This is a genomic window from Aeromicrobium sp. UC242_57 (assembly GCF_044452305.1).
Classification (GTDB): domain Bacteria; phylum Actinomycetota; class Actinomycetes; order Propionibacteriales; family Nocardioidaceae; genus Aeromicrobium.
Genome location: NZ_JBIOAM010000005.1, coordinates 1,139,747 through 1,160,541 on the forward strand (window position 1 = coordinate 1,139,747; position 20,795 = coordinate 1,160,541).

26 protein-coding genes and 6 pseudogenes are annotated in these 20,795 nt (G+C 66.8%); 15 read left to right on the forward strand and 17 right to left on the reverse strand.

The features are described 5' to 3' along the window. Positions 1 to 17: 17 nt before the first annotated feature. Positions 18 to 941, reverse strand: a pseudogene (locus ACHMWU_RS28700) (amidase); the annotation flags it as partial. A gap of 124 nt (positions 942 to 1,065) precedes the next feature. Then, positions 1,066 to 1,491 (reverse strand): annotated as a pseudogene (locus ACHMWU_RS28705) (amidase family protein); the annotation flags it as partial. Positions 1,492 to 1,535: 44 nt separating this feature from the next. Here ACHMWU_RS28705 and ACHMWU_RS28710 point away from each other — a divergent pair. Both ACHMWU_RS28710 and ACHMWU_RS28715 read left to right on the forward strand, forming a co-directional pair. Next, on the forward strand, positions 1,536 to 2,429 hold the full coding sequence (locus ACHMWU_RS28710) for a rhodanese-related sulfurtransferase (protein ID WP_396048889.1): 894 nt from the start codon (positions 1,536 to 1,538) through the stop codon (positions 2,427 to 2,429). Beyond that, complete coding sequence (locus ACHMWU_RS28715; RefSeq protein ID WP_396048890.1) at positions 2,426 to 2,794, forward strand: YidH family protein; 369 nt, start codon at positions 2,426 to 2,428, stop codon at positions 2,792 to 2,794. The genes ACHMWU_RS28710 and ACHMWU_RS28715 overlap by 4 nt, the downstream gene beginning before the upstream one ends. A gap of 12 nt (positions 2,795 to 2,806) precedes the next feature. Here the strand turns inward: ACHMWU_RS28715 and ACHMWU_RS28720 are convergent, their stop codons facing one another. The 3 genes and pseudogenes from ACHMWU_RS28720 to ACHMWU_RS28730 all read right to left on the reverse strand — a co-directional run bounded on the left by ACHMWU_RS28720 (position 2,807) and on the right by ACHMWU_RS28730 (position 3,758). Then, on the reverse strand, positions 2,807 to 3,016 hold the full coding sequence (locus ACHMWU_RS28720; protein WP_396048891.1) for a hypothetical protein: 210 nt from the start codon (positions 3,014 to 3,016) through the stop codon (positions 2,807 to 2,809). Positions 3,017 to 3,053: 37 nt separating this feature from the next. Next, positions 3,054 to 3,416 (reverse strand): annotated as a pseudogene (locus ACHMWU_RS28725) (TetR family transcriptional regulator); the annotation flags it as partial. A 90-nt stretch (positions 3,417 to 3,506) separates the two neighbouring features. Continuing rightward, positions 3,507 to 3,758 carry a hypothetical protein gene (locus tag ACHMWU_RS28730; protein ID WP_396048892.1) on the reverse strand — a complete coding sequence of 84 codons (252 nt, stop codon included), beginning with the start codon at positions 3,756 to 3,758 and terminating at the stop codon, positions 3,507 to 3,509. 407 nt (positions 3,759 to 4,165) lie between these two features. Here ACHMWU_RS28730 and ACHMWU_RS28735 point away from each other — a divergent pair, with 407 nt between their 5' ends. The 3 genes from ACHMWU_RS28735 to ACHMWU_RS28745 all read left to right on the forward strand — a co-directional run bounded on the left by ACHMWU_RS28735 (position 4,166) and on the right by ACHMWU_RS28745 (position 6,078). Next, complete coding sequence (locus ACHMWU_RS28735) at positions 4,166 to 4,477, forward strand: YciI family protein (protein WP_396048894.1); 312 nt, start codon at positions 4,166 to 4,168, stop codon at positions 4,475 to 4,477. 90 nt (positions 4,478 to 4,567) lie between these two features. Then, positions 4,568 to 4,846 carry a YciI family protein gene (locus ACHMWU_RS28740; protein ID WP_396048895.1) on the forward strand — a complete coding sequence of 93 codons (279 nt, stop codon included), beginning with the start codon at positions 4,568 to 4,570 and terminating at the stop codon, positions 4,844 to 4,846. Then, complete coding sequence (locus ACHMWU_RS28745) at positions 4,843 to 6,078, forward strand: RNA polymerase sigma factor (RefSeq protein WP_396048896.1); 1,236 nt, start codon at positions 4,843 to 4,845, stop codon at positions 6,076 to 6,078. Before ACHMWU_RS28740 ends, ACHMWU_RS28745 begins: the two co-directional genes overlap by 4 nt. Before the next feature lie 7 nt (positions 6,079 to 6,085). Here the strand turns inward: ACHMWU_RS28745 and ACHMWU_RS28750 are convergent. Then, positions 6,086 to 6,944, reverse strand: a pseudogene (locus ACHMWU_RS28750) (winged helix DNA-binding domain-containing protein). On the opposite strand from ACHMWU_RS28750, the gene ACHMWU_RS28755 reads away from it, so the two are divergent. The 4 genes and pseudogenes from ACHMWU_RS28755 to ACHMWU_RS28770 all read left to right on the forward strand — a co-directional run bounded on the left by ACHMWU_RS28755 (position 6,934) and on the right by ACHMWU_RS28770 (position 10,252). Beyond that, positions 6,934 to 7,302, forward strand: coding sequence for a hypothetical protein (locus ACHMWU_RS28755; protein WP_396048897.1), 369 nt, complete (start codon positions 6,934 to 6,936; stop codon positions 7,300 to 7,302). The pseudogene ACHMWU_RS28750 and the gene ACHMWU_RS28755 overlap by 11 nt on opposite strands. A 156-nt stretch (positions 7,303 to 7,458) precedes the next feature. After that, the gene (locus ACHMWU_RS28760; protein WP_396048898.1) at positions 7,459 to 7,965 is read left to right on the forward strand and encodes a TetR/AcrR family transcriptional regulator; all 507 of its coding nucleotides are present in this window, start codon (positions 7,459 to 7,461) and stop codon (positions 7,963 to 7,965) included. A 123-nt stretch (positions 7,966 to 8,088) separates the two neighbouring features. Next, a pseudogene (locus tag ACHMWU_RS28765) lies at positions 8,089 to 8,457 on the forward strand (MMPL family transporter); the annotation flags it as partial. Positions 8,458 to 8,548: 91 nt separating this feature from the next. Beyond that, positions 8,549 to 10,252 carry an MMPL family transporter gene (locus ACHMWU_RS28770; protein WP_396048899.1) on the forward strand — a complete coding sequence of 568 codons (1,704 nt, stop codon included), beginning with the start codon at positions 8,549 to 8,551 and terminating at the stop codon, positions 10,250 to 10,252. Between the two features lie 175 nt (positions 10,253 to 10,427). Here the strand turns inward: ACHMWU_RS28770 and ACHMWU_RS28775 are convergent, their stop codons facing one another. The 5 genes from ACHMWU_RS28775 to ACHMWU_RS28795 form a co-directional block, all read right to left on the reverse strand. Continuing rightward, complete coding sequence (locus tag ACHMWU_RS28775; protein WP_396048900.1) at positions 10,428 to 10,706, reverse strand: PIN domain-containing protein; 279 nt, start codon at positions 10,704 to 10,706, stop codon at positions 10,428 to 10,430. Continuing rightward, a complete protein-coding gene (locus ACHMWU_RS28780) occupies positions 10,703 to 10,966 on the reverse strand; it encodes a hypothetical protein (RefSeq protein WP_396048901.1) in 264 nt (87 codons plus the stop codon). The genes ACHMWU_RS28775 and ACHMWU_RS28780 overlap by 4 nt, the downstream gene beginning before the upstream one ends. A 55-nt stretch (positions 10,967 to 11,021) precedes the next feature. Further along, positions 11,022 to 11,504, reverse strand: coding sequence for a hypothetical protein (locus ACHMWU_RS28785; protein WP_396048903.1), 483 nt, complete (start codon positions 11,502 to 11,504; stop codon positions 11,022 to 11,024). 92 nt (positions 11,505 to 11,596) lie between these two features. Next, a complete protein-coding gene (locus ACHMWU_RS28790) occupies positions 11,597 to 11,899 on the reverse strand; it encodes a hypothetical protein (RefSeq protein ID WP_396048904.1) in 303 nt (100 codons plus the stop codon). Beyond that, on the reverse strand, positions 11,835 to 12,185 hold the full coding sequence (locus ACHMWU_RS28795; RefSeq protein ID WP_396048905.1) for a hypothetical protein: 351 nt from the start codon (positions 12,183 to 12,185) through the stop codon (positions 11,835 to 11,837). The genes ACHMWU_RS28790 and ACHMWU_RS28795 overlap by 65 nt, the downstream gene beginning before the upstream one ends. Before the next feature lie 152 nt (positions 12,186 to 12,337). On the opposite strand from ACHMWU_RS28795, the gene dnaK reads away from it, so the two are divergent. From dnaK to ACHMWU_RS28825, 6 genes are all read left to right on the forward strand, one after another. Then, on the forward strand, positions 12,338 to 14,188 hold the full coding sequence (gene dnaK, locus ACHMWU_RS28800) for a molecular chaperone DnaK (RefSeq protein ID WP_396048906.1): 1,851 nt from the start codon (positions 12,338 to 12,340) through the stop codon (positions 14,186 to 14,188). Beyond that, a complete protein-coding gene (locus ACHMWU_RS28805) occupies positions 14,185 to 14,538 on the forward strand; it encodes a hypothetical protein (RefSeq protein ID WP_396048907.1) in 354 nt (117 codons plus the stop codon). The genes dnaK and ACHMWU_RS28805 overlap by 4 nt, the downstream gene beginning before the upstream one ends. 28 nt (positions 14,539 to 14,566) lie before the next feature. After that, a complete protein-coding gene (grpE, locus tag ACHMWU_RS28810; protein ID WP_396048908.1) occupies positions 14,567 to 14,770 on the forward strand; it encodes a nucleotide exchange factor GrpE in 204 nt (67 codons plus the stop codon). Positions 14,771 to 14,791: 21 nt separating this feature from the next. Then, positions 14,792 to 15,904, forward strand: coding sequence for a molecular chaperone DnaJ (gene dnaJ / locus ACHMWU_RS28815; protein WP_396048909.1), 1,113 nt, complete (start codon positions 14,792 to 14,794; stop codon positions 15,902 to 15,904). Continuing rightward, complete coding sequence (locus ACHMWU_RS28820) at positions 15,904 to 16,359, forward strand: heat shock protein transcriptional repressor HspR (protein ID WP_396048910.1); 456 nt, start codon at positions 15,904 to 15,906, stop codon at positions 16,357 to 16,359. Before dnaJ ends, ACHMWU_RS28820 begins: the two co-directional genes overlap by 1 nt. Before the next feature lie 90 nt (positions 16,360 to 16,449). Continuing rightward, on the forward strand, positions 16,450 to 16,665 hold the full coding sequence (locus ACHMWU_RS28825) for a hypothetical protein (protein WP_396048911.1): 216 nt from the start codon (positions 16,450 to 16,452) through the stop codon (positions 16,663 to 16,665). Positions 16,666 to 16,669: 4 nt separating this feature from the next. Here ACHMWU_RS28825 and ACHMWU_RS28830 read toward each other — a convergent pair whose 3' ends face one another. From ACHMWU_RS28830 to ACHMWU_RS28855, 6 genes and pseudogenes are all read right to left on the reverse strand, one after another. Beyond that, positions 16,670 to 17,044: a DUF6907 domain-containing protein gene (locus ACHMWU_RS28830; protein WP_396048912.1), complete on the reverse strand. Its 375-nt coding sequence runs from the start codon at positions 17,042 to 17,044 to the stop codon at positions 16,670 to 16,672. Between the two features lie 120 nt (positions 17,045 to 17,164). Then, the gene (locus ACHMWU_RS28835) at positions 17,165 to 18,208 is read right to left on the reverse strand and encodes an HAD family hydrolase (protein WP_396048913.1); all 1,044 of its coding nucleotides are present in this window, start codon (positions 18,206 to 18,208) and stop codon (positions 17,165 to 17,167) included. Beyond that, positions 18,115 to 18,651, reverse strand: a complete 537-nt coding sequence (locus ACHMWU_RS28840; protein WP_396048914.1) for a hypothetical protein — start codon at positions 18,649 to 18,651, stop codon at positions 18,115 to 18,117. Before ACHMWU_RS28840 ends, ACHMWU_RS28835 begins: the two co-directional genes overlap by 94 nt. 141 nt (positions 18,652 to 18,792) lie before the next feature. Then, positions 18,793 to 18,963, reverse strand: coding sequence for a helix-turn-helix domain-containing protein (locus ACHMWU_RS28845; RefSeq protein ID WP_396049269.1), 171 nt, complete (start codon positions 18,961 to 18,963; stop codon positions 18,793 to 18,795). Then, positions 18,881 to 19,648 (reverse strand): hypothetical protein, encoded by a 768-nt coding sequence (locus ACHMWU_RS28850; RefSeq protein ID WP_396048915.1) that lies wholly within the window; start codon positions 19,646 to 19,648, stop codon positions 18,881 to 18,883. The genes ACHMWU_RS28845 and ACHMWU_RS28850 overlap by 83 nt, the downstream gene beginning before the upstream one ends. A gap of 567 nt (positions 19,649 to 20,215) precedes the next feature. Then, positions 20,216 to 20,642: pseudogene (locus ACHMWU_RS28855) on the reverse strand (DUF305 domain-containing protein). Positions 20,643 to 20,795: the final 153 nt, after the last annotated feature.

A 20,795-nucleotide genomic window follows, 5' to 3' on the forward strand; every position in this document is an offset into this window, starting at 1 on the left:
TCGCACGACGCGGTCGGTCAGGCGAATGCTGGTGGTCGGTGCTGGGCCCACGGTGCGGCGGCCTCGACCTGCGCGCACAGGCTGAACAGCAGGTTGTCCTGACCCGGATGCGTGGCCAGCATGACTCCGACTGGGAGGCCGGTGTCGGTCCAGCCGAGCGGCAGGCTCGCCGCGGGCTGGCCGCTCATGTTGTAGAGCGCCGTGTAGGGGGTGAACAGGCAGCCGCGCCGATGGTCCTCAGCCGGGTCACCAGACTCGTTGAACCAGGCGACCGGTTGTGCGGGCAGGGCAAGCGTCGGGGTGAGGAACGCGTCATAGGCCTGCAGTCCGATGACGACGTCGCGCGTCGTGGCTTCGACGAACTGCATCGCGTGGGCCAGCTCGATCGCTGTTGCCCGGGCCCCGCGAGCCCGCCAGTAGCGGGTGTTGGCGCGCAGCAGGTGCTCGTCCTCGGCAGGGATCGGCGCGCCAGCGACACCGCTGGACCAGATGACGTTGTACTGCGGTTCGAGTGCCTGCGGAAATGGGTTGGCGACGTCGACGATCTCGTGCCCGAGCGACTGCAGGAGACGACTGGCGTCGTCCCACGCCGCGACCGCCTCAGGCCCCGGTGCGACGCCTTCGAGGTGGGTGGCTGACCAGCGGGCGATGCGGAGCCTGCCGGGTGGGCGCCGCGTCGAATCGGCAAAGGGGATGGCTGGTGCGGGCATCGGTCTCGGGTCGCCGGGCATGGGGCGGGCAAGGACGTCGAGCAGGGCCGCCGCATCGCGAACCGTGCGGGCGATGGGGCCGTCGACGGCGAGGCCGCTCCACTCGGATCCGGTCGGACCGACGCTGACCCGACCGCGGCTCGGCTTGAATCCGAAGACGCCGCAGGCGCTCGACGGGATGCGGATCGACCCGCCACCGTCGCTGCCCTGGGCGACCGGCACCAACCCTGCTGCGACCGCAGCGGCGGCCCCTCCGCTGGAACCGCCAGCGTTGCGGTCGACGTCCCACGGGGTGGGCCGGACCGATCAGGTCGTTGTCGGTGTAGGAGGAGAGTCCGAACTCGGGGGTGTTGGTCTTGCCGAGACTGATGAACCCGGCGCGTTGCATCAAGGTGACGAGGTGCGCGTCGACGGGCGGCACGAAGTCGCGCATCACGGTCGACCCCATCGAGGTCGTGACGCCAGCGGTGAGGGTCAGGTCCTTGATCGCGGTCGGCACTCCGGTGAAGGGGGCTGTGTCGCCGGTGGCGAGGCTCGCGTCGGCACGTGCGGCCTGTGCGAGAGCCCGTTCGCCGGTCACCGTGATGAAGGCGCCGAGCGTGGCGCTGTGCTGGTCGATGCGGTCGAGATGGTGCTGCACCAGCTCGACGGAGGTCACGTCACCTGCCCGGAGTGCTGCGGCCTGGGCGGTGGCATCCAGCTCGTGAAGCTGAGTCATGTCATCGACCCTAGGCGACGAGCTCGATCCGGCAGGGCACCTGGGCACCGGCGAGACGCGCATCGGCGGTCAGCAGACGAGTTATCCACCAGCACTAGAATTGCCGCGTGGCCACCCCCAAAGTCCTCCTGTTCTACGGTTTCGCGCCGCTCGCCGACCCCGATGCGATTCGCCTGTGGCAGCGCACGTTGTGCGAGTCGCTCGACATCCGCGGCCGCATCATCATCTCCAAGGACGGCATCAACGCGACCCTGGGCGGTGACGTCATCCAGCTGAAGAAGTACGTCCGGGGCACGAAGGCGTATGTGCCGTTCAAGGACATCGACTTCAAGTGGAGCGAGGGACGCGCGCTCGACGACGGCACGACGGCCGACTTCCCGCGGCTCAGCGTCCGAGTGCGTGACGAGCTCGTGACCTTCGGTGCGCCTGACGAGCTGACGGTCGACGAGAGCGGCGTCGTCGACGGCGGCACCCATGTGACCCCCGAGCAGCTGCACGCGCTCGTGGCGGAGAAGCCCGTCGTGTTCTTCGACGGTCGCAACCAGATCGAGTCCGACATCGGGCACTTCAAGGGGGCGATCCGCCCGCCCGTCGAGACGACCCGCGAGTTCATCGCGGCGCTCGACAGCGGGGCGTACGACCACCTGAAGGATCAGCCGATCGTCACGTACTGCACCGGTGGGATCCGCTGCGAGGTGCTGACGCCGCTGATGAAGAATCGCGGATTCCAGGAGGTGTACCAGCTCGACGGCGGCATCGCGACGTATGGCGATGCCTTCGGCGACGACGGCCTGTGGGAGGGGTCGCTGTACGTCTTCGACGACCGCATCACGATGGACTTCTCCGATCACACGGCCCTGGTCGGCGAGTGCGACTCGTGCGGAGCGGCGACCAATCACGTCGCTGACTGCGGAGACGTGTCGTGCGTGCGGCAGATGGTCCGCTGCGAGGGCTGTCTGGAGACCGAGTCGATGTGCGACCGTCACGCGGTGGCGGCGTGAACGACTCCCGTTTCCCGCGGGGCGTCTACGGGCAGGGCGACGAGCCCGACACCCGGTTCACCCTGGCGAACGAGCGGACGTTCTTGGCGTGGTTGCGCACGTCGCTGGCTCTGCTGGCAGGCGCCGTCGCAGTTCATGCTCCGGCTGTCGACCTGGACCTGTGGGCCAGGACCGCCTTCTCGCTGGTCCTGCTCGTGGCGTCCGCCCTGGCGATCAGCCAGGCGTGGATCCGCTGGCGGCGGGCCGAGGTGGCGATGCGTACGGGGCAGCCGTTGACCGGTTTCGCGGGTCCGGCCGTCCTGGCTGGAGTTCTCGGCGTCCTGGTCGTCGGTGTTGCGATCGGCGTCGTGGTCGCCGCCTTCTGAGCGGCGCACTGGTCAGGGCTTGATGGTCCGCACGACTCCGACGATGTCGTCGACGAGACCGCGGACGCCGGGCAGCCGGGTCAGCCGGAGGGCCCGGTCGAGCACCGGCACGACCTGACGGACGAGCTGACGGGTCCGTTCTTGTCCCTCGCTCGTGTCGTGCACCCAGAACAGCACGACCCCCATCTGCGCGAGCCACAAGAGCTCGGGCAGCTTCTGCACGCAGGCCCTTCGCGAGCTTGAGATCAGACCCGTCGATGACCTCGCGATGCAGGTCGATCGCTGCTTCTCGGGTCGCCTCGGAGTCGGCGCTGAACGGTGACAGTGGGCTGGACGGCTCGGCCGCATTCTTGAAGAACTTGCCGGCGAACTCGTGATACGGCTCGGCGACGTCGACCCAGGCGAGCAGGACTCCGGTCAGCCGGTCGCTGAACGAGCTCGCGCCGGTGAGCGCCCGCTGAGCTGCGGCGGCATGATCGGCGTTGATCCGGTCGTAGTACGCCTGGATCAGATGCTCTTTGGACGAGAAGTAGTAGTAGGCATTGCCGATCGACACTCCGGCCTCGTCGGCGATGGCCCGCATCGTCGCCTTGTCGTAGCCCTTGGCCTGGAACAGCCGCATGGCTGCGTCGATGATCGACTGCCGGGTCTGTTCTGCCTTCGGGGACAGCGCGGGGGTCTCGGGCACGGAACTCAATCTAGCCTCCGGGGGTCAGCGCTGCGGCTGCGCGGGGAACTGGGGGTAGGGCGTCGGGGCCTGCACGCGGGCCGCGTCGTGGCGTCCCTTGCGGCGCAGTGACGAGAACGCCATGACGTTGATGAAGTGGACGAATCCGAGCATCAGCAAGATCGTGCCGACCTTGACGCTCAGCAGCTCGAACAGGCCGGTCATGTCGACGACGTCGTCGCCGGCGCGCAGGAACAGCATGACGAAGCCGAGGTTGATCAGGTAGAAGCCGAGCACGAGAAGCGTGTTGACGGCCTCGGCCAGCCCGTCCTCGCCCTTGAAGACGTCGGTCAGGAAGACCTTGCCGTTGCGGGAGAGGGTCGAGGCAACCCAGATCGTGATGGGGATGACGATCAGCAGGTAGGTGATGTAGCTGATGCAGGGTCCAGCTCATGGCAATCTCCGATTCTTGAACGTGTTCAACTCTTGTCATGACCGTACCTGAATACTTGAACATGTTCAAATATGGTCTCCGAAGAAATCTGAACTTTCTGGCAGAGCGTGTCGAATCTGCTGGACCTGGTTCGACGTGATGGTGAAGGCTGTCCACGAGGGCCAGCTGCCACCGAAGGAGACATCATGCGATTTCTGACCTACATCGAGTCCGATCCCACCCAGCCCTTCGGGCCGCCTCCGCCGGGAGCTTGTTCGAGGCGATCGGGGCGTTCGGCATGGAGATGATGTCCAAGGGCGTCGTCGTCGATCAAGGTGGTCTGGCGCCGGTCCAGCACAGCCCGCACGTCCGAGTCACGGGTGGGCAGCTGACCGTGCTCGACGGACCCTTCGCCGAGGCGAAGGAAGTCATCGGCGGCTACGCGATGTACGACGTGCGGTCACAGGACGAAGCGGTCGAGTACTCGCGCCGGTTCATGCAGATCCATCTCGACACCTGGCCCGGCTTCGAAGGCACCAGCGTGGTGCGCCAGGTGTTCGGACCCGACGACATGGGGGCGTGAGCATGCGTTACGTGGTCCTGATCCATCACGACGAGAACGCCGAGTCCGGCCCGCCTTCTGAGGGGATGATGGAGGCCATGACGGCATTTCGTGCCGACACGAGCAACGGGCAGATCGTCGACGACGGCGGTCTGGCAGAGAGCTTCCAGCGCCATCGCCTACCGGGTCGGTGGCGGCGCGGTGACCGAGCTGGACGGCCCATTCGCCGAGGCCAAGGAGGTCATCGGCGGCTTCTTCGTCGTCGAGTCGCCCTCGCCCGAGGCCATGGCGACCTGGTCGCGCGACTTCATCGACCTGCACGCCGAGCACTGGCCTGGGCTGTCGTTGATGGCGGAGATCCGACAGATCGTGACACCGCCGAGCACATGACCGTCGTCGCGGTGGAGACCGTCTGGCGCCTCGAGTCGACCCGACTGATCGCAGCACTCGTGCGCATCACGCGTGACGTCGGGTTGGCCGAGGACCTCGCGCAGGACGCCCTGGTCGCCGCACTCGCGCAATGGCCACAGGAAGGCGTGCCGGCCAATCCGGGAGCCTGGCTGATGGCGGTCGCCAAGCGTCGAGCCATAGACGGCTTCCGACGCCGCGAGCGTCAGGACCAGGCGTACGCCGATCTCGCCGAGCGTCGCGGAGGCGACGTCGTGGACGACATCGCCTCGGCTGTCGACCATGTCGAGGACGACGTGCTGCGGCTGATGTTCATCTGCTGCCACCCGGCACTGGGCTCGGATGCTCAGGTGACGTTGACCTTGCGCCTGCTCGCCGGGCTGACCGTCGAGGAGATCGCTCGGTCGTTCCTCACGTCGGCGCCGACGATCAGTGCTCGCATCACCCGGGCCAAGAAGACCTTGGCCCAGGTCAGCGCACCCGCGGACGAGCCGTCGGGGGATGAGCGGGTCGAGCGGTTGGCCGACGTCATGCGGGTCATCTACCTGCTGTTCAACGAGGGCTACTCGGCGACGTCGGGTGATGACTGGATGCGTCCAGAGCTATGTGCCGAGGCGATCCGGCTGGGCCGCATCCTGTCGACGCTGGTGCCGTCCGATCCCGAGGTCCGGGGTCTGATCGCGTTGATGGAGCTGCAGCACTCGCGGGCAGCAGCCCGTACCTCGAACGACGGCGCCCCGATCCTCCTGCTCGATCAGGACCGCTCGCGCTGGGATGGCCAGCTGATCAGACGAGGAATCGCGGCTTTGGCGCAGGCCGACGCGCTCGGGGGCGCACCCGGACCCTATGTCCTACAGGCGGAGATCGCTGCCTGTCATGCACGGGCTCGTCGCGCCGAGCAGACCGACTGGGGGCGCATCGCCTCGCTGTACGCCTCGCTGGCGGCGACGACGGGATCGGGGATCGTCGAGCTCAACCGGGCGGTCGCCCTGTCGAAAGCGGAGGGGCCGGCGGTGGGCCTCGCGCTGCTGGACCAGCTGGCCGACGTGCCGGAGCTCGCCGGATACCACCTGGTGCCGGCGGTGCGAGCCGATCTGCTGATACAGCTGGGCCGCAACGACGAAGCTCGCGGCGAGCTCTTACGCGCCGTGACGTTGACCAAGAACGGTCAGGAGCGGGCGATCCTGCAGGCCCGGATCGCCGAGCTGTCATGACACGGCTTCACTGGCCGAGCAGCCGCGCTCGACGGGGGAGTAGCCGCGCGCCCGCGCCGTGATGCGGACGTCGCCGAGGAATGCGGCCAGCTCGACAGCCTGCTGATCGATGCTGTCTCGGGCCGTAAGCTCCGACGTCGTCGAGAAGCTTGATCGCGATCTCGCCGGTCGGCAGGTGAGCCCAGCCGCCGACGATCCGGCCGTCTGCCCACACAGTCGGACCGGCGTTGCCGTTGATGTCGAACAGGGCCGGACCGTGGCCGCCGAGATACCAGTCGCGCTGCTTCCAGCCCATCGTCGTCGGATCGAGGGGCGGAAGCAGGGCCGTCCAGGTGGCGATGTCGGGATCAGCCGAGGTCGTCGGGCAGGGCGATGCCAGGTCCGCCCGCGAGCTCGACCTCGACGGCTCCACAGGCCGCGAGTGCCCGACGGGTGCGAGTCTTGGTCCACTTGGTCCACCACGTCAGGTCGTCGGGCGAGGCGGGACCGAAGCGTTCGAGCCAGCGCCGGGCCAAGGTGGCTTCCGCTTCGAGCGGGTCGAGCGGAAGCTGCGGCGGCCGGGCTCCGCTGGTCGAGCGCCGCCCAGCGCATCTGGGTGGACGTCCACGACCCCGGTCGGACGGGCCCCGCACGACCCGGCCCTCGGCCGACAGCACGAGCAGCAAGCGGCTGGCGAGCTTTTGGGTCGTCTCGTAACGGGTGCCGGGTGACAGGACCAGACGGGTCGCGAGTCGCGGGTCGGTGTCGGCGAGCTCGGCGGCGCTCGCCTCGCCGACCTCGCGCAGCCGGTCGAGCGCGATCTGCTCGACCTCGTCGAGCCACGCGGGGGAGGCTTCGAGTCCGCACGCCTGGAGCATGCCGAGCATCTTCTTGCGCTCGATGCGGGCGACGTCGTCGGAGGCACCCGACAGCAGGACGGGAAGCTTCGGGCGCTGGCACGACGAAGACCGTGCGGCGCATCGCGAGCACCCGGACCAGGCTGCGATCGTCGTACAGGGCCTGCTCGAGACCGGCGGTGGTGAAGCCCGTCGTCCTGGCTCGAGCGGCCAGGAAGGTCGATGCCGGATCGGTGCCGTGCAGCGCCACGACGGACGCCGCCGCAGCCACGACGTCCGCATCGCGCTCGCCGGCAAGTCGATGTCGGCTGCCGAGCCGGCGGCGGCGTTGGTCGTCGTCGAACGTCTGCATGGCGCTGACGCTACCGCCCGCCGCAGACAGTCGTGACTCATGTCACTGCGAAACTATTTCGTTTCTGTTGGTTCGATCCGTATTATCGAAACGAAACAGTTTCGTACCCATCGGTGATGTACGCCAAGGAGAATTCATGAGTCGTCTGACAGCCGAGAGGCTCACGGAGCTCTATGCCGGAACTCTCCAGCCGTGGCCAAACATGGCTACGACAAGCTGACGATGGACCAGATCGCCGAGGCGACCAAGTCGAGCAAGGCGACCCTCTACCGGCAGTGGGGCAGCAAGTCTGCGCTGGTCGTCGAGGCGATGCGATGTGCCGGTGAGGTCGAGCCAGATCTGCCCGACACCGGCACCCTGCGGGGTGACCTCATGGCGATGCTCGACCACAAGGAAGGTCAGGAGCACGACGCTGACCTGCTCGCGGCGATCATGCACGCGATCCGCCAGGACGAAGAGCTCGCCGAAGCCGTGCGAGCCGAGATCCTGGAGCCCGGACGCGAGAGCATCCGAGCGGTCATCGCCAGGGCTGTCGAACGCGGCGAGGTCGCTGCCGACTGTCCGGGGCTGGTGTTTGCCGACTACGTCTTCATCGCACCGATCGTCCTGCACCACCTGCTCGAAGGCGAGGCTCCGGCACCGGAGTTCGTTCGCCGCTACATCGATGGCGCGCTGCTGCCCGTCCTCGGAATCCACTGACCCGCACCACACTTCTCACAGGGAGAACAACACCTCATGGCTTGGCACCTCTACCGCTTCGGACGCTGGTCGTTCAGGCACCGGCGCATCGTCGTCAGCTTCTGGGTCGGACTGCTCCTGCTCATGGGTATCGCCTCGGCGACCCTCTCGGGCAAGACCTCCGACACCTTCACGCTCCCGGGCATCGAGTCGACCCAGGCATTCGACCTGATCAAGGAGCGCACTCCCGACGCGGCGCCCGACGGAGCCACCGCGCGCATCGTGTTCCAGGCGCCCGAGGGTCAGACCCTCGCCGACCCCGCGAACGCCGCTGCCGTCGAGGAGACCCTCGCGGCGATCGACTCGGCGAACGTCACGACGCCGCCCGAGGCGCGCGTCCTGTCGGCCACCTCTGAGGACGGCCGGACCGCCTACGCGTCGATCTCGTACGCCAAGCAGTCGATCGAGCTCACCGACGCCGACCGTACCGCGTTGGAGGAGGCGCCAGAGGCCGCCGAGGCCGCGGGTCTCAAGGTCGCGATCGGCGGTGACGCCCTCCAGGAGATGCCTGCGCAGGGTCTGACCGCAGCTGATCGGTCTCGGCGTGGCCGTGATCGTCCTGCTCATCACCTTCGGCTCCTTGCTGCTGGCCGGCATGCCGTTGCTGACGGCCATCATCGGCGTCGGCATCGGCGTCACGACCATCACGACGCTGACCGGATTCATCGACCTCGGTTCGTCGACGCCGACGCTGGCGTTGATGCTGGGTCTGGCGGTCGGCATCGACTACGCCCTGTTCATCGTGTCTCGGTACAACCACGAGGTGCACATCGGGCGCGACCGTGAAGAAGCCGCCGGACGGGCCGTTGGAACGGCCGGGTCGGCCGTGGTCTTCGCCGGACTCACCGTCGTCATCGCGCTGGCGGGCCTGTCGGTCGTCAACATCAACTTCTTGACCCAGATGGGTCTGGCAGCTGCCGGAACCGTTGCGGTCGCCGTCATGATCGCGCTGAGCCTGCTGCCCGCGTTGTTCGGCTTCGCCGGCAACAAGATCGGCTGGGGCAAGGTGCCGTTCATGAACGTGCGCGATCCCGAGGACCCCACGACCAAGGCGCCTGCCGGACGTCGTTGGGCCGACATGGTCACCAAGCACCGCATCAAGACCCTCATCGGCGGACTCGTCGTCGCGGGCGTCGTCGCGATCCCGGTGGCGTCGATGCAGCTCGCCCTGCCCGATGACGGCGCGGCCGCTGAAGGAAGCGGACCCCGCGTCGCCTACGACCTGATCGCCGACAGCTTCGGCGCTGGCACGAACGGGCCGTTGATGGTCGTCGTCGACACCAAGGGCGCGAGCGATCCGGAGGCAGCCGTGTCAGCCGCGGTCAAGCGGGTCGAGTCGGTCAAGACCGATGTCGCCACGGTCATCTCTCCCGTACCGGCGGCAGATGCTCCGGCGGAGGCCGTCCAGGCCTTCAACGACCAGCTCGACCAGGGGCAGTACGCGCTGATCACGGTGATCCCCAAGAGCGGGCCCTCTGACGCCGACACGCAGACCCTCGTCGACGAGCTGCGTCAGGCAGTCGACGGGGTGGAGTCTGACACCGGTGCTCAGGTGCTCGTGACAGGCCAGACCGCTGTGGGTGTCGACATCTCCGAGTCGCTCGCCAAGGCGTTCCCGAAGTACCTGCTGGTCGTCGTCGGGCTGGCGTTCATCCTGCTGCTGATCGTGTTCCGCTCGATCCTGGTCCCGCTCAAGGCAGTCGGTGGATTCCTGCTCTCGGTCGGTGTCTCGTTGGGTGCGACCGTCGCGGTCTTCCAGTGGGGCTGGTTCGCCGACCTGATCGGCATTGACAAGTCCGGTCCGGTGCTGTTCATGCTGCCGCTGCTGCTGACCGGCATCCTGTTCGGTCTGGCGATGGACTACGAGGTGTTCCTGGTCTCCCGCATGCGCGAGGAGTTCGTGCACGGCAAGGAGGCGACTGAGTCGGTCGTCCTCGGATTCCAGTACGGCGCCCGCGTCGTCACGGCTGCGGCCGCGATCATGATCGGCGTGTTCGGCGCCTTCGCCCTGGGCGACGAGGTCGTGATCAAGTCGATCGGCTTCGGCCTCGCGATCGGTGTTCTCGCCGACGCGTTCCTGGTCCGCATGACGATCGTCCCGGCGTTCATGGCGCTGCTCGGCAACCGCATGTGGTGGCTGCCGAAGTGGCTCGACAAGGCGCTGCCGAACCTCGACATCGAGGGTGAGTCGCTCACGAAGCACCTGGATGCAGAGGAGAAGGGCGAGCCCGAGCTCGTCAAGGCGTAGATCCACTCAGGACGTCATCTCGAACGTAGGCCTACCGGCTCGTTCGGGATGACGTCCTGTGGTTTACGGGGTCGGTAGGACGGTGACCCGGTGGGCTCTGGCGGCCTCAGCGAGGGCGCGGTCGAAGGTCGCGAGTGCCGCACCATGGGTGATGGCTGTGTCGAGGACGCAGCAGTCAGGGGAGCTTGAGCTTCGTGCCGGCTCGGAGCCGGGCCAGACGCAGCGGCTCCTGCTCGTCTGGGGACGGTAGCTGCACGCCTACGGCCACTAGGTCTGCGTGCATCTCTGCTTCGCGCCCGAACCTCGCTCCGCCGACCAGGATCTCGGCCATCGTGATCGAGTGGACCAGGAACGGTTCGGAGATCGCGGACAGCAGGAAGTCGGTGGCCGCAGTGTGGTGGCTGTCACGTGGGTTGAGGTGCGCGATGAGAATGCTCGCATCGAGCGCGATCAAGCTGGCCAGTCCTGTCGCAGCTCGGCGAGGTGGTCGGAGCTGAAGACGTCTGCGTACGTTCCGCTGCTCGAGTTGACGGCGTCTCTCCGGCGCGCCGTGTCCTCGTCCTCTGCGATCTGCAGGCTGGCACCGCCGGCCTCCACGAGGCGGCGCAGCAGCCGTGCGCGGGACTCGCCCGGCCAGCGAGCAGAGGCGAGATCGATCGCACGCGCGATCTGTGGTGTCTCAGTGATCTGGTGGCGGGGCAAGGAGGTCGGCATAGCCGGAGTGTGCCACCTTTTTGCAGGTGACTCACCTGTGTATCCACCAGTCGCCCTACTCCTCGCTGTACTCCGCCAGCTCGCCCTGCGACTCGCGGATGTACGTGCGCTGCATCTTGACGTCGAGCTCGGCGACCATGTGAGCGATGATCGCGGCGATGAAGTCGTTGACCTGGCTGCGCAGGTGGGCGGTGATCTCGGGCTGCACGTCGGCGAGCGCGATCGGCAGCGTCCGGTCGGTGTCGGAGCGGGTCACGACGAAAGCCGGGTCGTCCCCGCCGTCAGCGGTCGGCCAGACGGCGACACGCATGGCCTCGTCGACGCCGTTGTGGCCGCGAGCCGTGGCGACGACGCGCACCGTGATGCAGCCCGACTCGGGCATCAGCAGGCCGGGAGGGGCGACGTGCGAGCCGTCGTCGGAGGTGTCGACGGCGATGTCTGCCAGGTGCGCAATCTCGCGCGAGACCTGTCGGTCGGTGGTCTCCCACAAGATGCCGAGGATCGTCTGGGCGAGAGCGTCGCGCGTCGTGTCGGTCATGCCGACACCTTAAGGGGCAGACGAGTCGACCGCCCGGGAAGGGCGTCCCGGGCGGTCGAGCAGCATCAGCGCAGTCGTAGCAGGTAGATCTCCTAGGAGGTCCACTTCCAGCTGCTCAGCACCGACTGGGCGAGGTCTGCGCGATCGTCTTCCGACACGTCGTTGCTGTGCGAGAACGTGATGAAGTAGGTGGCGCCGTCGTGGACGACGAAGTACTGCTCGGTCAGGTTCTGGGTCCCCTGGGTCGACGAGATGTGGATCGACGTCTCGCCGTCGATCGACCCGGTCTCCTTGACCTCGACGTTGTCTCCGCCGGCCTTCGTGAGCTGGTCACCGAGCTCGTCCTTGAACTCGTCGAGCTCCTTTCGGCGGTGTGGTGTCCTGCTTGATGACATTGATGTTGTCGGCGAATCCGTCGGTGTCCTTCAGATCTGCGACGAAGGAGTCAGTCATCTCGGTGCCCGGGATCTTCTGGGTGGGGACGTCCCACCCGTCGGGTGCCGAGTACGTGTAGCCCTTGCCCGTGATGGTCTTGCCGGTGGCGGGATCGACTTCGGGCGTCGGAGCTGCGGTGGTCTTGGAGGCGGAGGACGAGTCCTTCGCCTTGCTCGAGTCTGAATCGCTGTCGCTGCCCCCACAGCCAGCGAGCGTGAGTGCGGCCAAAACGGTTACTGCAGCCATGCGGCTGGCAAAGATACGCATGAGTGGAAACTACGGGATTTCTTCGCCGAGGGGGAATTTTGGGTCATCAGATGAAGTTGATAACATCAGACTCAAGTCATCTGACACACAGTTTTGAACTTCACGAACCACCCACAGCAGGAGGAAACACCATGGCAAGAGCGGTAGGAATTGACCTCGGAACCACCAACTCGGTCGTTGCCGTGCTCGAAGGCGGCGAGCCCACCGTCATCGCGAACGCCGAAGGCGCCCGCACCACCCCGTCCGTCGTCGCCTTCGCCAAGGACGGCGAAGTCCTCGCCGGCGAAGTCGCCAAGCGCCAGGGCGTGACCAACGTCGATCGCACGATCCGTTCGGTCAAGCGTCACATGGGCACCGACTGGAAGACCGACGAGATCGACGGCAAGACGTTCAACCCGCAGCAGATCTCGGCCTTCATCCTGGCCAAGCTCAAGCGCGACGCCGAGGCCTACCTCGGTGAGACCGTGACCGACGCAGTCATCACGGTCCCGGCCTACTTCAACGATCACCAGCGCCAGGCGACCAAGGAAGCCGGCGAGATCGCCGGCCTCAACGTCAGCCGCATCATCAACGAGCCCACGGCAGCAGCGCTGGCCTACGGCCTCGACAAGGGTGACGACCAGACCATCCTGGTCTTCGACCTCGGTGGCGGAACGTTCGACGTGTCGCTGCTCGAGATCGGTGACGGCGTCATCGAGGTCAAGGCGACCAGCGGTGACAACCACCTCGGTGGCGACGACTGGGACCAGAAGGTCGTCGACTGGATCGTCGCGAAGTTCAAGACCAACACGGGTCTCGACCTCACCAAGGACAAGATGGCCATGCCGCGTGTCCGCGAGGCCGCCGAGCGCGCCAAGATCGAGCTGTCGTCGAGCCAGTCGACCTCGATCAACCTGCCGTACATCACGGTCGACGCCGACAAGAACCCCGTGTTCCTCGACGAGACCCTGACCCGCGCCGAGTTCGAGAAGATCACGCACGACCTGCTCGAGCGCACCAAGGCGCCGTTCAACAATGTCATCAAGGACGCGGGCATCGAGCCGAACGAGATCGACCACGTCGTCCTCGTGGGTGGCTCGACCCGTATGCCGGCCGTCACCGAGGTCGTCAAGACCCTCACGGGTGGCAAGGAACCCAACAAGGGCGTCAACCCCGACGAGGTCGTCGCACTCGGCGCCAGCCTGCAGGCTGGCGTGCTCAAGGGCGAGGTCAAGGACGTGCTCCTGCTCGACGTCACCCCGCTGAGTCTCGGCATCGAGACCAAGGGCGGCGTCATGACCAAGCTCATCGAGCGCAACACGACGATCCCGACCAAGCGGTCCGAGGTCTTCACGACGGCCGACGACAACCAGCCGTCCGTCGCGATCCAGGTCTACCAGGGCGAGCGCGAGATGGCTTCGGGCAACCAGCTGCTGGCGACGTTCGAGCTGACCGGCCTGCCGCCGGCGCCGCGTGGCGTCCCGCAGATCGAGGTCACCTTCGACATCGACGCCAACGGCATCGTCAACGTCTCCGCCAAGGACCGTGGCACCGGCAAGGAGCAGTCGATGACGATCACCGGCGGCTCGGCGCTGAGCAAGGAAGACATCGACAAGATGGTCAAGGACGCCGAGCAGTACGCCGAGGACGACAAGGCGCGCCGTGAGGCTGTCGAGACCCGCAACCAGGCTGAGTCGCTGGCGCACTCCACCGAGAAGTTCCTCGCGGAGAACGGCGACAAGGTCGGCGACGAGGTCAAGACCGAGGTGCAGGCCGATCTCGACGCGCTCAACGAGGCGCTGAAGGGCGAGGACAACGACCTCGTCGCGGCGGCAGTCACCAAGCTCGGTGAGTCCAGCTCGAAGATGGGCGAGGCGATGTACGCCGCCGCAGCAGCGGAGGCCCAGGCCGCCGGTGCTGACGCTCCGGCCGGCGATGCGGCTGACGACGACGTCGTCGATGCCGAGATCGTCGACGACGAGCCGACTGAGGGCAACAAGTGACCGAGCCTGAGGGCACGGTCCCGGAGCAGGAGTCCCCGCAGGTTGAGGAAGCTCAGCCTGCGGAGGCTCCGGCCGAGCCCACGGTCGAGCAGCAAGCTGGCCGAGCGCACGCTCGACCTGCAGCGGCTTCAGGCCGAGTACGTCAACTACAAGCGCCGGGTCGATCGCGATCGCGGCTGATCCGGGCGCAGGGCGAAGCCAATGTCCTGCAGTCGCTGTTGACGGTGCTCGACGATCTCGGCCGCGCCGATGAGCACGGCGAGCTGACCGGCGGTTTCAAGGCAGTTGCCGACTCGATCCAGCAGGCCATCGCCAAGCACAGAGCTCGAGGCGTTCGGAGCCAAGGGTGAGCCCTTCGACCCGTCGCTGCACGAGGCGGTGTTCCACGCCGGTGAGTCCGCCGATGTCGACACCACCACGATCGACAACGTGCTCCGCACGGGCTACAAGGTCGGCGACCGTGTGCTTCGTCCGGCGACGGTCGGTGTGGTCGATCCGGCCAGCCCGGTCGAGGTCGACGAGACGCCGGTCGAGACCGCTGAGCCGGTTGAGCCTGTCGAAACCAGTAATCAAGAAAACTAAGACGGAGAGGAGGGGTGGTTGATGGCAGCGAGTGATTGGGCGACCAAAGACTTCTACAAGGTCCTGGGTGTCAAGAAGGATGCATCGGCTGACGAGATCAAGAAGGCATACCGCAAGCTCGCCCGCGACAACCACCCCGACTCCAATCCGGGCAATGCGGCCGCCGAAGAGCGTTTCAAGGAGATCTCCGAGGCGTACGCGGTCTTGTCGTCAGTCGACAAGCGCAAGGAGTACGACGAGCAGCGCAGCATGTTCGGACAGTTCCGGGGCAACCCAGGTGGTGGCTTCGGCGGCCGTGGGGGGCAGCCAGACTTCGACGTCAGCGACCTCTTCGGCGGTCTGTTCGGCGGTGGAGGTGGCCGGGGTCGGTCACGACGCCCGCAGCCTCGCAAGGGCGACGACCTCGAGACCGAGGCCACGATGACCTTCGACCAAGCGGTCGAAGGTGTGACGCTGCCGTTGCGGATGACCAGCGACGAAGCCTGCCCGACGTGTCACGGCACCGGTGCCAAGCCAGGGACGACCCCGAAGGTCTGCACGAAGTGCCAGGGCAGCGGCATGCAGACCGGTGCGTCCGGTGGTGTGTTCGCCATGACGGAGCCGTGCGATCTGTGCCGCGGCCGCGGACTGATCGTCGAGCACCCCTGCGACACCTGCAAGGGCTCGGGTCGCGCGCCGTCGAGCCGCACGCTCAACGTCAAGGTGCCCGCAGGCGTCAAGGACGGACAACGTATCCGGCTCAAGGGCAAGGGCGGCAAGGGTGAGAACGGCGGCCCCAATGGCGACCTCTTCGTCGTGGTGCACGTCGAGCCGCACAAGCTGTTCGGACGCAAGGGCGACCATCTGACGATCACCGTCCCGGTGACCTTCGACGAAGCAGCCCTGGGCGCGCAGATCCAGGTCCCGACCCTCGACGGACCACCTGTCCGGATCAAGATTCCTGCTGGCACTCCGTCGGGTCGGACCTTCCGTGCCAGCGGCAAGGGCGCGGGCACCAAGGGCGATCTGCTCGTCACGGTCGAGGTGCAGGTGCCGACCGAGCTCTCCGACGACGAGCGAGCTGCTGTCGAGGCATTGCGCGCGGCCCGCGGGTCGACGTCGCCCCGCGATGACTTGTTCGAGGCGGTCAGCTGATGTCCAACGGTTCGTTCCAGCCTCCGGGGCCAGACGCGAAGGTCTTCGTGATCAGCGTCGCTGCTGAGCTCTCGGGCCTGCATCCGCAGACGCTGCGTACCTATGACCGGCTCGGCCTCGTGGCCCCGGGACGAACCGGTGGTGGCGGGCGACGCTATTCGCTGCACGACATCGAGCTGCTCCGCACCGTCGCCAGGCTGACGGCCGAAGGTCTCGGGCTCGAAGGCGTCAAACGAGTCATCGAGCTGCAGAACCAGGTGCTCGCCCTCCAAGGCAGGGTCGCCGAGCTGCAGGCCGAGCTGGCAGCGGCCAAGCCTGCCCCAGAACCTGCCCGCACTGGTCGCCGACAACCAGGTCGTCGTGTGGCGCAAGATGCGGCGCTGATTCATTCGGCGCGGGTTTTCCACAGTTGCGGATCTTCTCTGTCTTTGTACCGTTTTCCCCTGGAAGGCTGAAAGGAATAGGGCGACGATAGGGGAATGATCGTGATGAACGAGCCGCAGGTGTGGGCCATGATGGGTCTGTTCGGTGCGACAGTTTTTTCGATGCTCGCGGTCGTGTCAGGTCTGTTCACGCAGGTGATTCGCGCCGAGGTCGGCAAGGTCGGCGCCGGCATCGACGGGCTCGGCAAGCGCATCGACGGACTTGGTCACCGGATCGACGGGCTGGACACGCGCATGGGCCGACTCGAGACGAAGGTGGATGCCCTCGACCGTGATGTGCAGGCAATCGCCCGACGGGTGTTCCCAGAGGCGGAGTAGCCGCTCAGCCCTGCGGTCGACGTTCGCTGGCGGGTCCCTCGGTCACCAGTGCCAGGTGTCGGTTGAGCGCATGGGCCAGACGGGCCGCGCTGTCGGGCGTCAGCGTCAAGGCATGCCCGAGCCGATCTTCTCGGCCGACGAAGGTGATCGTCTCGGTCGTGTCGACGTGGCGAGAGGTGATGATCGTGAGCTCACCCGCGTCGAGGGTCCACTGGCCGGGCCCGGCGTCACGATCGCGTTCGGCGAAGACGGCGGGAATCTCGGTCGGCTCGCTGTCGTGGTAGCGGTCATCGGGATGATCATCGTCCTGGTGCGTGCGGACGCACCAGGCAGGACACGGCTCGGTCTGCCAGTTGGCACGTGTCGAGTCGTTCTGCACGGAGGCCTCCCCTTGATTGTCAGTGGTATCTGTTGCCGGTCATTCGACGTTAGTGCGCGTCACGGACACGAACCTCACGGTCCTCCCAGGTTTTCCACAGGCCAGTGAAGAGAGCGGCTGTCAGTGATTTCGGTGGCCGACCCGCGCGGTCTTCGAGGAGTTCACCGCCATCGCGAGCATGCACACCACAGCCAGCAGCGGTGCGTACATCGGAGCGATGAGCCCGGCAGCAGCGAACGGCACAGGAGCCAGCATGCCGACCATGGCCCACCTCCTGTTGCTCGATGCGGTCGAGAACGTCGAGCGGGCGAGGACGATTGCGTCGTGCACCGACTGCACGTCGATCTGGGAGAGACCGATACCGCGACCCGGCGGTCCGTCTGCCTCGGTGACGGCCAGGTCGGCAAGGCCCAGGGCTCCGACATTGGCTTCGCCGGCGCCGACCATCGCGACGGTCCGGCCATTGGACTTGAGCTTCTCGATCAAGAAGCTCGCGGTCCTCGGCGGAGAACTGCGCGTGCATCGTCGTGATACCACTCGTCTCGGCCAGGTGCGCTGTGTCTGCCTCCGGAAGGTCGGAGACCATGATCGGGTCGACATCGAGCGCCCGCGCTGGTCGACGCCTTGCCGCGCGTCGGGGCGAATCGTGTCGCCGACGATGATCCGGCCGAGAATTCGTCCGTCGACCTCCACGGCGGTCTCCACGCCGAGTCCGCCCATGGCCTCGATGCCGATCCACACCGGACGACCCAGCCGGACGGGGTGCCGGTCGACGGACCCGCTGAGCCCTTCGCCGTCGTGGACGACGATCTGCGTCACCTTCCCGCGTCCGGACAGCTTGGAGATGGCCTTGGCGACCGGATGCGTCGACGTGTGAGCCAGGGCGCCGGCGAACCACCGCAGATTTCGCAGGTGCTCGGTCTCTACCGGCTCGATCGCCAGGACGCTCAGCTCGCCAGTGGTCACGGTGCCGTTCTTGTCGAGGACGATGGTGTCGACCGATGTCGCCGTGTCGATCGCGCGCTGGCCGGCCAGGAAGATGCCTGCTTCGGTGCCGCGTCGCCCCCCGGTCAGGTGTGCCGCTGGTGTGGCGATGCGCAGCGCCCGGGGGCGGTGACCAACAGCACCGACAGTGCGGCCGAGGCGCTGTTGTCGATGCTCCACCAGATGGCCACGGTGATGGCGGCGATCACGAGCACGACAGGTGCGAGCCACCGCGGCACTCCAACGTACGGGGCGACGTCGGAGGCGGGGCTGATGGCCTCTGAGGCGACGACGAGGATCGACGTCACGGCGACCGGGATCAGGTGGGCGCCGGAGTGGTGGTGGGCGACGGCGTGCGCCGACCAGCCGAGGGCTGCCACGATCCCGGTGGTGGCGATCAGGTCAGGATTGGGCCGCCCAGAGGCCACGCTGCGTATGGCAGATCGGTGGATCGGCCAGGCGCACCACAGTGCCGCCGGAAGCACGAGGGCAAACGGCAACCATCGCAGGCCCCCTGTCTCCAGCGCAGGAATGAAGGTCGCTGCAACGCTGACCGCACCCAGCACGACGGCCACCGCGACTCGGACCCATCGACGCTCGCCCGCCTGCGCGAGCCGTGGCATGGGCTCCACGGCGCTGTGCGTCACTCGCCGTCCTTCGTCCGGAATCGTTCGAAGTCGCTCTGGTCGCCAGCCTTCCACAGGGGAACGCTGGCTTTGAGCAGCATCGTCACCTGGATCACGAACTCGGGCTCACGGAGGTCGTCACCGAAACAGCTCGTTGATGCGCTTCCACCGGTAGCGGACGGTCTGTGGGTGCACGCCCAGCTTGGCCGCGATGGCCGGCGCGCTGTCACGTGACTCGAGCCAGGCGAGCAGGGTCTCGGACAGGATCTCGCGGGAGTTGGGGGTCTCGGCGAGCAGTGGCTGCAGCAGGTCTTGGCACATCCGTTGTCTCAGGGCCGGCTCGGCGTGAAGCCACAGCGGGTGCGATGGGTCGCGCAGTCGACGACTCGCGTCGCGGGGATGACTCCCCGGGCGACGAGCTGGAGCGCGCGTGTCGTCCAGCGCCAGGCGTCGGGGGACTGCTCGACCGGCACCGGCCAGCCTTGGCGACGCGGGACTCGCCAGCGTGACGGGTGAGGTGGTCGAGCAGCTCGTCGAGGTCGCGGGCGCTCGCGACGATGATGACCGAGCCGGGTTCGGTGCGCAGCAGGTACTTGGGGTTGAGGTCGGTGAGCAGGGGAGCCGGCTGACCGCTGGGCGGTTCGACCGTGACGACGACGAGCAGGCCGGGCAGCGGCCAGTTTGCCTTGCTGGCGTGGGTGCGGATCTCGACCGGAGTCGCTCCTTCGAGGATTGCGTCGATCAATCGCGTGCGGGCGAGGTCGGGGCTGCGGTCGATGGCGCGAGTCGCTCCGTCGAAGCCGAGCTGGGCCTGTTCGGCGAGGTGCTCGATGTAGGCGAAGAGCGCGTCGCCCAGGTGCCCGAGCGTCTCAGTCGAGAGGCCTTGTTCGGTCGCGAAGGTGCGGATCTTTTCCCAGGCTTCGTGGCTTGCGATGCGGAAGGCCGCCTGCATCGCGACGAGCCCGTGGCCTTCGGTGGCCTCGCCGTGTCCCATGCGGCGGAAACAGCTCGTCGACGCTCCGGCTTGACGCAGATGGCTTCTCGATCGTGTCGAGGTAGTGGCTGACGGCCGCCGTGACTGCCATGTCGATCAGTCGGCGGCGGCGTCCCGTGGCGGGTCCGGCATAGGGAGTGACACTGTCTTGTACCTGGGACGTGATGCGATGCACCAGCGGGGATCGTCGTACGTGCGGCGCGGACGACCTCGGCGCGCAGCTCAGCAGAGTCGACTTCGTCGTGCAGCCCCGTCATGGCTCGCTCAAGACTGCGATGCCAGAACCGATTGCCATGACCTCGAGCTCCCTGGTCAGATGGTGTGTCTTGATTCACATGCATATCGCTTTCGAGTGCTGCGGTCAACGACATGGGGGTGGTGACTCTGCGAGAGCGCCCGGAGGGATGGGCGCTCTCGCAGAGTCGGTGCTGTGTCGGCGGGAGCTGCCGACGACGGCCGATATCACCAAAACACAGCAGAAGAGAACCTCGCCAGCATCCGGGATTTGTGGTCGGGAAATTCGAGACGTTTGTCTGATAGTCATAAGTAGCGTAGGTGAGACGGGGGTCATAGGTCCGGTTTCAGCTGTTGCAGGTAGGTCATCTCGAGGGTCTGCTCGCGGATCAGGTGCTGCGCGATGTTGAGCGTGAAGTAGTTGTTGCCGTCGGGCAAGAAGTCTTGCGACATCTCGACGGCACCTGCGTGGTGGAAGAGCATCAGCTCGACGAACTCGAGTGGCGCCTCGTCCGCGTCGAGCTGTTCCAGGTTCTTGATCTTGTCGTCGGCCACCATGCCCGGCATGTCGTGGTGCGAAGCTGTGGTGTCCGGTGGTCTCGGGCTCCTTCCAGGCCTTGAGCCACTGCCGCATCGCGGTGATCTCCTTCGACTGGTCGAGCGCGATGAAGCGGGCGGTCGCGGTGACCCGCTCGTCGATCTTCTCGTGCTGCAGCACCAGGTCGCTCAGCACGACGGCCTGCTCGTGGTGCGCGATCATGTCGCGCACGAAGTCGAGCTCGACCTGGGTCGGGGGCTCGGCCTTCTCGACCTTGGGGAAGACCTTGACCGTCCCCCAGGGGCGCTCGACGGTCTCGCTCGGTGCACCACCGATGTTGACGACCTCGGGGTCAGAGCCGCAGGCGGCCAGCAC

What these genes read in the sequence shown, in the direction of transcription:
- dnaK (WP_396048906.1), top strand. Translation starts at nt 12,338, where the DNA reads ATGGCAAGAGCGGTAGGAATTGACCTCGGAACCACCAACTCGGTCGTT.
- ACHMWU_RS28790 (WP_396048904.1), bottom strand. Translation starts at nt 11,899, where the DNA reads ATGTCATCAAGCAGGACACCACACCGCCGAAAGGAGCTCGACGAGTTC.
- ACHMWU_RS28840 (WP_396048914.1), bottom strand. Translation starts at nt 18,651, where the DNA reads ATGCCACGGCTCGCGCAGGCGGGCGAGCGTCGATGGGTCCGAGTCGCG.
- ACHMWU_RS28755 (WP_396048897.1), top strand. Translation starts at nt 6,934, where the DNA reads ATGCCGAGCATCTTCTTGCGCTCGATGCGGGCGACGTCGTCGGAGGCA.
- ACHMWU_RS28780 (WP_396048901.1), bottom strand. Translation starts at nt 10,966, where the DNA reads ATGCCGACCTCCTTGCCCCGCCACCAGATCACTGAGACACCACAGATC.
- ACHMWU_RS28795 (WP_396048905.1), bottom strand. Translation starts at nt 12,185, where the DNA reads ATGGCTGCAGTAACCGTTTTGGCCGCACTCACGCTCGCTGGCTGTGGG.
- ACHMWU_RS28850 (WP_396048915.1), bottom strand. Translation starts at nt 19,648, where the DNA reads ATGGGACACGGCGAGGCCACCGAAGGCCACGGGCTCGTCGCGATGCAG.
- ACHMWU_RS28825 (WP_396048911.1), top strand. Translation starts at nt 16,450, where the DNA reads ATGCTCGCGGTCGTGTCAGGTCTGTTCACGCAGGTGATTCGCGCCGAG.
- ACHMWU_RS28785 (WP_396048903.1), bottom strand. Translation starts at nt 11,504, where the DNA reads ATGACCGACACGACGCGCGACGCTCTCGCCCAGACGATCCTCGGCATC.
- dnaJ (WP_396048909.1), top strand. Translation starts at nt 14,792, where the DNA reads ATGGCAGCGAGTGATTGGGCGACCAAAGACTTCTACAAGGTCCTGGGT.
- ACHMWU_RS28820 (WP_396048910.1), top strand. Translation starts at nt 15,904, where the DNA reads ATGTCCAACGGTTCGTTCCAGCCTCCGGGGCCAGACGCGAAGGTCTTC.
- ACHMWU_RS28745 (WP_396048896.1), top strand. Translation starts at nt 4,843, where the DNA reads ATGACCGTCGTCGCGGTGGAGACCGTCTGGCGCCTCGAGTCGACCCGA.